Source organism: Tropicibacter sp. S64 (genome assembly GCF_049803835.1).
GTDB lineage: Bacteria > Pseudomonadota > Alphaproteobacteria > Rhodobacterales > Rhodobacteraceae > Pacificoceanicola.
Genome location: NZ_JBNAGK010000020.1, coordinates 60660 through 69653 on the forward strand (window position 1 = coordinate 60660; position 8994 = coordinate 69653).

7 protein-coding genes are annotated in these 8994 nt (G+C 64.0%); 6 read left to right on the forward strand and 1 reads right to left on the reverse strand.

Annotated features, from left to right (window positions below; all coding sequences use genetic code 11):
* Nucleotides 1-132: 132 nt before the first annotated feature.
* Nucleotides 133-1431, reverse strand: coding sequence for a helix-turn-helix domain-containing protein (locus ACP159_RS23755; protein WP_425102213.1), 1299 nt, complete (start codon nt 1429-1431; stop codon nt 133-135).
* Nucleotides 1432-1650: 219 nt separating this feature from the next.
* Here ACP159_RS23755 and ACP159_RS23760 point away from each other — a divergent pair, with 219 nt between their 5' ends.
* From ACP159_RS23760 to acs, 6 genes are all read left to right on the forward strand, one after another.
* The gene (locus tag ACP159_RS23760; RefSeq protein WP_425102214.1) at nt 1651-2997 is read left to right on the forward strand and encodes a substrate-binding protein; all 1347 of its coding nucleotides are present in this window, start codon (nt 1651-1653) and stop codon (nt 2995-2997) included.
* A 161-nt stretch (nt 2998-3158) separates the two neighbouring features.
* A complete protein-coding gene (locus ACP159_RS23765) occupies nt 3159-4166 on the forward strand; it encodes a branched-chain amino acid ABC transporter permease (RefSeq protein ID WP_425102215.1) in 1008 nt (335 codons plus the stop codon).
* A 4-nt stretch (nt 4167-4170) separates the two neighbouring features.
* A complete protein-coding gene (locus ACP159_RS23770) occupies nt 4171-5370 on the forward strand; it encodes a branched-chain amino acid ABC transporter permease (RefSeq protein WP_425102216.1) in 1200 nt (399 codons plus the stop codon).
* Nucleotides 5371-5382: 12 nt separating this feature from the next.
* The gene (locus ACP159_RS23775; RefSeq protein WP_425102217.1) at nt 5383-6138 is read left to right on the forward strand and encodes an ABC transporter ATP-binding protein; all 756 of its coding nucleotides are present in this window, start codon (nt 5383-5385) and stop codon (nt 6136-6138) included.
* A 92-nt stretch (nt 6139-6230) separates the two neighbouring features.
* Nucleotides 6231-6986, forward strand: a complete 756-nt coding sequence (locus tag ACP159_RS23780) for an ABC transporter ATP-binding protein (RefSeq protein ID WP_425102218.1) — start codon at nt 6231-6233, stop codon at nt 6984-6986.
* Between the two features lie 92 nt (nt 6987-7078).
* The coding region (gene acs, locus ACP159_RS23785) for an acetate--CoA ligase (RefSeq protein WP_425102219.1) at nt 7079-8994 on the forward strand (1916 nt) is incomplete at its 3' end.

Sequence of the window (8994 nt, forward strand, 5' to 3'; positions counted from 1 at the left end):
CAGCCTCCGGTTTGTCCGGCGGTCCTCCCTGCGGGTCTTGCGACTTTAGGACCAACAAAAACCGCTGTCAAAACGATGTTGCCCATTATCCCGCCCAGATTTGTCAAATATTTCGCCGCACTGGCGCAGCGCTCAGGAACTGGCCAGCACCGAAGGCTCCCGCCGCCCGTCACAGATGCTGCGCGGGCACACGCGACAGGCGGAACCCACGGGCAGCGGCGGCGTCTCGTCGCCCCGCGCAGGGCGCGGCCGGATCAGCATATGCGCCTCGAACAGCGGATCGGCATTGACCCTGGCCTCGCCCACGGGCGTTGCCATGGCATCGGCCTGAAAGCGGGTTTCGTGGCGCACCGGCTGGACCACCGGCAGCGAGAGCATCACCCACGGCCGGTTGAGCGCCCGGTACAGTGGCCAGAGCGGACAGGCGGCCCCGAACCGGGGCATCGGGAATTCCGGCAGCGGCTTGCGGTAGCTGAGAACACCGGAAGCATCGCAGATCGCCAATCCCACGGGATCGGAGAGAACCTCCGGCGGCATCGCGGCGAGGCGGCGCATGACCCGCGCAGGATCGGCGTTCAGCACGCGGGCCAGTGTCAGCGGGTCCGGGCCGTGCTGTGCCAGCGGCCCTTGCAACGCGGCAATCGGCAGGGCGGCGGCGTCCTTGGCGTAACGGTGCAGCCAGCGATCCAGCAGGGCGCGGGCGGTGCGCGACAGCCCCTGCCCCAGGCGCGCGGCCGCGTCCTCGACCGGCGCCCCGTCTTCGAGTTCCGGAACGTGGTGCCCGGCGGTCTCCAGCGCGGTGTCGAGTTCCTCCTGTGGCACGCCGAGCTCCGTCGCCGCCTCGCTGTCCGCTTCGAGATAGGTCACGAGGCCACGCGAGGTCTCTGCCAGCCGCTCGCTGTCCTCATGGATGTTGCGGTGAAACCGCGCCTGCCACTCCGGGTCCACCTCGCCCGGCTCGGCGAGGATGGCGGCGGCGGAATGGATGGCGGTCACCGTCGAGAGCATCTCGTGCAGCGAGGCGGCAAGATGCGGATCGTGGGTCATGCGGTCGGTCAGAGTTTCCACCGAGCGCTCCAGCAAGGCGACACGCGCCCGCGCCCCTGCGAGCACCTGCGCCCAGCCGGGAAAGCGGCCGGCGAATTCCTCGACACGGTCGATCTCCGCCCCGGCCTCCGGCGCGTCGAGCGCCGCCTCGCGCAGGGTTGCGATCAGGGTCGCCTCCGCCCCCTCCGAAAGCATCACTGGTTCGACGTCGAGAATACCGGCAATGTCGAGCAGCAGCTTTCCGCCGATTCTTCGGCGGTTGTGCTCTATAAGATTGAGGTAAGATGCCGAAATTCCCGCATCGCGTGCAAGATCGGCTTGCTTTATCCCCCGCATGATCCGTCTTTCGCGGATTCGCGAGCCTGTCAACGTGTCGCGCGGCATCGGCGTTCCTGTATCCTTTTCAAGGGTTTTCTGCGGTGCGACGTAAAGTCATTTACAGAATACCATGCCATACAGTTCACTCTTTGACAAAAAAATTGTTATCGAAAAACGACTTGTTGCGAAACTTTACGTCTGTCGCTGATACTCGCTTTGCACAAACATGTGCGTGGTCCCGGGTTGAGGAGCCCGGCTCCGCTTTTCACATATTGGGAGGATTTCATGTCCAAACTGAACCTGACACGTCGTGGCGTGCTCAAGTCCGGCGCCGTTGCGGGTGCAGGCGTCGCCCTGCCGACCATCTTCACCGCATCGTCGGCAAGCGCGTTCACCAACGAACCCACAGGTGGCACAGTCACCCTTGGTTTCAACGTGCCGCAGACCGGCCCCTATGCCGACGAGGGCGCAGACGAGCTGCGCGCCTATGAGCTGGCGGTCGAGCACCTGAACGGCGGCGGCGATGGCGGCATGCTGAACACCTTCTCCTCGAAGGTGCTCGACGGCACCGGCATCCTGGGCAAGAAGGTCGAATATGTGACCGGCGACACCCAGACCAAGTCTGACGCTGCCCGCGCATCGGCCAAGTCGATGATCGAAAAGGACGGCGCCATCATGATCACCGGCGGTTCGTCGTCGGGCGTGGCAGTTGCCGTGCAGGGTCTCTGCCAGGAAGCCGGCGTCATCTTCATGGCGGGTCTCACCCACTCCAACGACACCACCGGCAAGGACAAGAAGGCGAACGGTTTCCGCCACTTCTTCAACGCCTACATGTCGGCCGCCGCTCTGGCGCCGGTGCTCAAGAACCTCTACGGCGATGACCGCAAGGCCTATCACCTGACCGCCGACTACACCTGGGGCTGGACCCAGCAGGAGTCGATCGCCGCGGCCACCGAGGCCATGGGCTGGGAAACCGTCAACAACGTGCTGACCCCGCTCGCGGCGACGGATTTCTCGTCCTACATCGCCCCGGTGCTGGATTCCGGCGCGGATGTGCTGGTTCTGAACCACTACGGCGGAAACATGGTCAACTCGCTGACCAACGCGGTGCAGTTCGGTCTGCGCAACAAGCAGGTCAACGGCAAGAACTTCGAGATCGTCGTGCCGCTCTTCTCGCGCCTCATGGCACGCGGCGCGGGCGAGAACATCAAGGGCATCGTCGGCTCCACCAACTGGCATTGGTCGCTGCAGGACGAGGGTTCCAAGGCGTTCGTCAAGTCCTTCGGCACCAAGTACGGCTTCCCGCCGTCGCAGGCCGCGCACACTTGCTACGTGCAGACCCTGCTCTATGCGGATGCCGTGCAGCGGGCGAACTCGTTCAACCCGTGTGACGTCGCCGCGGCGCTGGAAGGTTTCGAGTTCGACGGCATGGGCAACGGCCCGACGCTGTACCGCGCCGATGATCACCAGTGCTTCAAGGACGTGCTTGTGGTGAAGGGCAAGGAAAACCCGACCTCCGAGTTCGACCTTCTCGAAGTGGTCGAGGTCACCCCGGCCGCGCAGGTCACCTATCCGCCGGATCACCCGATGTTCGCGGGCGGCAACCTCGGCACCTGCAACCCGGGCGCGTAAGGCTCGCAGGGGCGCGTGGCGACACGCGCCCCCATGTGCCAAAAGAATCCACCGAAAGTAACCTTTCCGGCAGGACTCATCTCTAGAACACAGGCAGGTTTCCTTCCCGTCCTCAGGCATCGCCCGGGGGCGCTCGCCACACTCAACCCTACGGTGGAGCCATGGACGCAATTCTCCTTCAAATTCTGAACGGGCTCGACAAGGGCTCGGCTTATGCGCTGATCGCGCTTGGCCTGACACTCATCTTCGGCACGCTCGGCGTGGTGAACTTCGCCCACGGCGCGATCTTCATGATCGGCGCCTTCTGCGCCGTGACCCTGCAACGCCTCCTGACGCTCAGCCACCAGGTTGCCGTCGAGGGAGAGGTGGACTTCCTCGGCAATCCCAAGATGGCCAATGTCCCCTACCTGGAGGACTTCTTCGGCCAGGAGACCGGCGCGGCGATCATCGACTGGTCGGTGCCGCTCGCGGTGCTCTTTGCGATCCCGATCATGCTGCTCATCGGCTATGTCATGGAACGCGGCCTGATCAAGCACTTCTACAAGCGTCCGCACGCCGACCAGATCCTCGTGACCTTCGGCCTCGCCATCGTGCTTCAGGAAATCATCAAGTATTACTACGGCGCCAACCCGATCCAGACCCCTGCCCCGGACGCGCTGTCCGGCGTGATGCAGGTCCTGCCGGGCATCTTCTACCCGGCCTGGCGTGTGGTCTACTTCTGCTTCTCGCTGGTGGTCATCGGCGCGGTCTTTGCCTTCCTGCAGTTCACCACCTTCGGCATGGTGGTCCGCGCGGGCATGGCAGACCGGGAAACCGTCGGCCTGCTGGGCATCGACATCGACAAGCGGTTCACCCTGATGTTCGGCCTCGCGGCCGCCGTCGCGGGCCTCGCCGGGGTGATGTACGGACCGATCAACGCGCCGAACTACCACATGGGCATGGATTTCCTCGTGCTGAGCTTCGTGGTGGTCGTCGTCGGCGGCATGGGCTCGCTGCCCGGGGCCGTGCTCGCGGGCTTCCTGCTCGGCATCCTCGAGAGCTTCGCCTCCATGACCGCGGTGATCGAGCTGATCCCCGGCATCAACCAGATCGTCATCTACCTTGTCGCAATCATCATCCTGCTGGTCCGCCCGCGCGGCCTGATGGGACGCAAGGGTGTGATGGAGTAAGACAATGTTCGGACTTGAGAAAAAAGACACGACCCTGCTGGCCATCGTCGTCATCCTGACGCTGGCAGCCCCCTTCATCCTCAACCCCTTTCCGACGGACAGCGGCCTGGCACAGTTCAACGCCGGCTACCCGGACCTGATGCAGCGCTTCGTGATCTTCGGGATCTTCGCCATCGGCTTCAACATCCTGTTCGGCCTGACCGGCTACCTCTCATTTGGCCATGCGGCCTTCCTCGGGGTAGGGTCCTACTCGGCGGTCTGGATGTTCAAGCTGCTGAGCATGAACATCCTCCCGGCGATCATCCTCTCGGTGATCATCTCGGGCCTGTTCGCCCTGCTCATCGGCTGGATATCGCTGCGCCGGACGGGGATCTACTTCTCCATCCTGACGCTGGCCTTCGCGCAGATGTCCTTTGCGCTGGCCTACTCGGTGCTCACCCCGATCACCAACGGCGAGACCGGCCTGCAGATCACCCTGAACGATCCGCGCATCCTCGGCGTGTCCCAAACGGCGGACGGCTCGATCCCGGTGACCAACCTCTTCGGCCTCGAAATGCGCTCCGCAACAGACCTCGTGATCGGCCCGTGGTCGTTTACCTTCTCGGCAGGCTATTACGTCTGCGCGATCGTGATGATCCTGGCCTTCTACCTGTCGATCCGGATCTTCCGCTCGCCCTTCGGCATGATGCTCCGCGCGATCAAGTCGAACCAGACCCGAATGAACTACACCGGCCTGAACCCCAAGCCCTACACCCTCGCGGCCTTCGTGATCTCCGGCATGTACGCAGGTCTCGCGGGCGGCCTCCTGGCGGCGATGGACCCGCTGGCGGGCGCGGAGCGGATGCAGTGGACCGCCTCCGGCGAAGTGGTGCTGATGACCATCCTCGGCGGCGCCGGCACGCTGATCGGTCCGGTTCTTGGCGCGGGCCTGATCAAGTACTTCGAAAACATCTTCTCGAAGATCAACGACAACGTTCTGCACGGCTGGTTCAGCTTCCTGCCCGACGGCATGGAGGATTTCGTGGTCACCATCCTGCACCCCTTCGTGGGCAAGGGCTGGCACCTGACGCTCGGCATCATCTTCATGCTGGTCGTTGCCTTCCTGCCCGGCGGTCTCGTCGAGGGTGGCCAACGGATCGGGCGGCTGTTCAGCCGGAAGAAAATGGCGGACGCCCCCTCCGGCAGCACGAAGCCCGCGGAATAAGGAGACGGACAGATGGGAATTCTTGAAGTCAAAGACGTCAACAAACGCTTCGGCGGCCTGCAGGCCCTGGGGAACGTCAACCTCTCCGTGCGCGAGAACACCGTTCACGCCATCATTGGCCCGAACGGCGCGGGCAAGTCGACCCTGCTCAACTGCCTTGTGGGCAAGCTGATCCCGGACACCGGCTCCGTCATGTTCGACGGCCAGTCCGTGCTCGGCCGCTCGCCGCACGAGATCAACCAGATGGGCATTTCCCGGGTGTTCCAGACCCCGGAGATCTTCGGTGACCTGACGGTGTTCGAGAACATGATGATCCCGCTCTTTGCCAAGCGGGACGGGGCCTACCGGCTGCACGCCATGCGTTCGATGATGTCGGAGGCCGAACTGGTCACGGAGGCCGAGCGCATGCTCGACGACGTGAACATGCTCGACAAGCGGAACATGCATTCCGCTTCCATGTCGCGCGGCGACAAGCGGCGGCTGGAGATGGCGATGTGCCTTGTGCAGGACCCCAAACTGCTGCTGCTCGACGAGCCGACCGCCGGCATGGCCCGCGCCGACACCAACAACACGATCGACCTGCTCAAGGAGATCAAGGAGAAGCGCGACATCACAATCGCCATCATCGAGCACGACATGCATGTGGTGTTCTCCCTCGCCGACCGGATCACGGTGCTGGCGCAGGGCACGCCGCTGGTCGAGGATGAACCGCAGAACATCAAGGGCCACCCGAAGGTGCAGGAAGCCTACCTCGGCGAAGCCCACTGAACGCGGGTGCGGGGCATAGCCCCGCCCTACAGACTGACATCGCGTAGGGCGGGGCTATGCCCCGCTTCCCCCTCGAAGGTGAGGATACACACATGAACGTACGTCCGGATTTTTCCAAGAACGCCAATATGGCTGAAACCGCCCCGGCCTTCCTCTCGGTCTGGGACATGCACAGCTACTATGGCGAGAGCTATATCGTGCAGGGCATCTCCTTCAACGTGCACGAGGGCGAGATCCTCGCCCTGCTCGGCCGCAACGGCGCGGGCAAGACCACCACGCTGCGCTCCATCGCGCGGCTCGACAATCCGCAGGTCAACAAGGGAGAGATCTGGCTCGACCACAAGCCTCTGCACACCATGAAGAGCTACGAGGCGGCGACCGTCGGCCTCGGCCTCGTCCCCGAAGACCGCCGCATCATCCCCGGCCTGACCGTGGAGGAGAACCTCAAGCTGGCGCAGATCGCCCCGCCCATCGGCTGGTCCATCGAACGTCTTTACGAGCTCTTTCCCCGTCTCGGCGAACGCAAGAACCAGGAGGGCGTGACCCTCTCCGGCGGCGAGCAGCAGATGCTGGCGATTGCCCGTGCGCTGGCCCGGGACATCAAGGTGCTGCTGCTGGATGAACCCTACGAGGGTCTCGCCCCGGTCATCGTCGACGAGATCGAGAAAACGCTCCGCCACATCAAGGAGCAGGGGATGACCACGATCATCGTCGAACAGAACGCCGTGCGGGCCCTGCAACTGGCGGATCGGGCAGTGATCCTCGACACCGGGTCCATCGTTTTTGATGGCACGGCGGCGGAGGTGCTCGAAAACGAGGAGTTGCGCGCGGAATACCTCGCAATCTGATGTTACGCCCGGCCTTCCACGACCAAAGTGGTCTTGCAATCGAGGGCCGGGACCTGTTCCCTGCCCCCAAATGATTTGTGGAGGAGCCAAGAATGAGCAACACCTACCCCCCCAGCGCGGAGCTTGCGGCATCTGCGAATGTGGATCTTGCGGCGTATGACGCGATGTACGCGCAGTCGGTGAGCGATCCGGAGGCCTTCTGGGCCGAGCAGGCGCAGCGGCTCGACTGGATCAAGGCACCGACGGAAATCAGGAACGTCGATTTCACCCTCGGCAAGGTCAGCATCGAGTGGTTCCGCGATGGCACCCTCAACGTCTCCGCCAACTGCATCGACCGTCATCTCGAGACCCGCGGCACCCAGACCGCGATCATCTTCGAGCCCGACGATCCCGCCGAGCAGGCCCAGTCGATCTCCTACGCCGACCTGCACCGCCGCACCTGCCGCATGGCCAACGTGCTGGAGAGCCTCGGCGTGCGCAAGGGCGACCGGGTCATCATCTACCTGCCGATGATCCCCGAAGCGGCTTATGCCATGCTCGCCTGCGCCCGCATCGGCGCCATCCATTCCATCGTCTTCGCCGGCTTCTCCCCCGATGCCCTCGCCGCCCGGGTCAATGGCTGTGACGCGAAGGTCGTCATTACCGCCGACGAGGCGCCGCGCGGCGGCCGCAAGACCCCGCTGAAGACCAATGCCGACAAGGCCCTGCTGCACTGCAAGGACGATGTCAAATGCCTCGTGGTCAAGCGCACCGGCGGGCAGACGACATGGGTCGACGGCCGCGACTACGACTACAACGAGATGGCCCTGGAGGCCGATGACTACTGCCGCCCCGTGGAGATGAATGCCGAGGATCCGCTGTTCATCCTCTACACCTCCGGCTCCACCGGCCAGCCGAAGGGCGTTGTACACACCACTGGTGGATATTTGGTTTACGCCGGGCTGACCCACGAGGTCACCTTCGATTACAAGGACGGAGACGTCTATTGGTGCACCGCCGACGTGGGCTGGGTCACCGGGCATTCCTACATTGTTTACGGGCCCTTGGCGAACGGCGCGACGACGCTGATGTTCGAGGGCGTGCCGACCTGGCCGGATGCGTCGCGTTTTTGGCAAGTTTGCGAGAAGCACCGCGTCAACCAGTTCTACACCGCGCCGACGGCGATTCGCGCGCTGATGGGCCAGGGCAACGATTTCGTAACGAAATGCGATCTATCCTCGCTGCGAATCCTCGGCACCGTCGGGGAGCCCATCAACCCGGAGGCGTGGAACTGGTACAATGATGTCGTCGGCGGCGGTCGCTGTCCGATCGTCGACACCTGGTGGCAGACGGAAACCGGCGGGCACCTGCTGACCCCGCTTCCCGGCGCCCATGCCACGAAACCCGGCGCGGCGATGAAGCCGTTCTTCGGGGTGCAGCCGGTTGTGCTCGATCCGCAGTCCGGCGAGGAAATCCATGAAAGCCCGACCGAGGGTGTCCTGTGCATCAAGGACAGCTGGCCGGGTCAGATGCGCACCGTCTGGGGCGATCACGAGCGGTTCGAGAAGACCTACTTCTCGGATTACAAAGGCTATTACTTCTCCGGCGACGGCTGCCGCCGCGATGCGGACGGCGACTACTGGATCACCGGCCGCGTCGATGACGTGATCAACGTCTCGGGTCACCGCATGGGCACCGCGGAGGTGGAATCGGCGCTGGTGGCGCATGAGAAGGTCGCGGAGGCGGCGGTCGTCGGCTACCCGCACGAGATCAAGGGCCAGGGCATCTACTGCTACGTGACCCTGATGAACGGCGTCGAGCCGACGGAGGAGCTGCGCAAGGAACTCCGCGCCTGGGTCCGCACCGAGATCGGCCCGATCGCCTCCCCCGACCTGATCCAGTGGGCACCCGGCCTGCCGAAGACCCGCTCCGGCAAGATCATGCGCCGCATCCTGCGCAAGATCGCCGAAAACGACTACGGCGCCCTCGGCGACACATCCACCCTCGCCGACCCATCCGTCGTCGATGA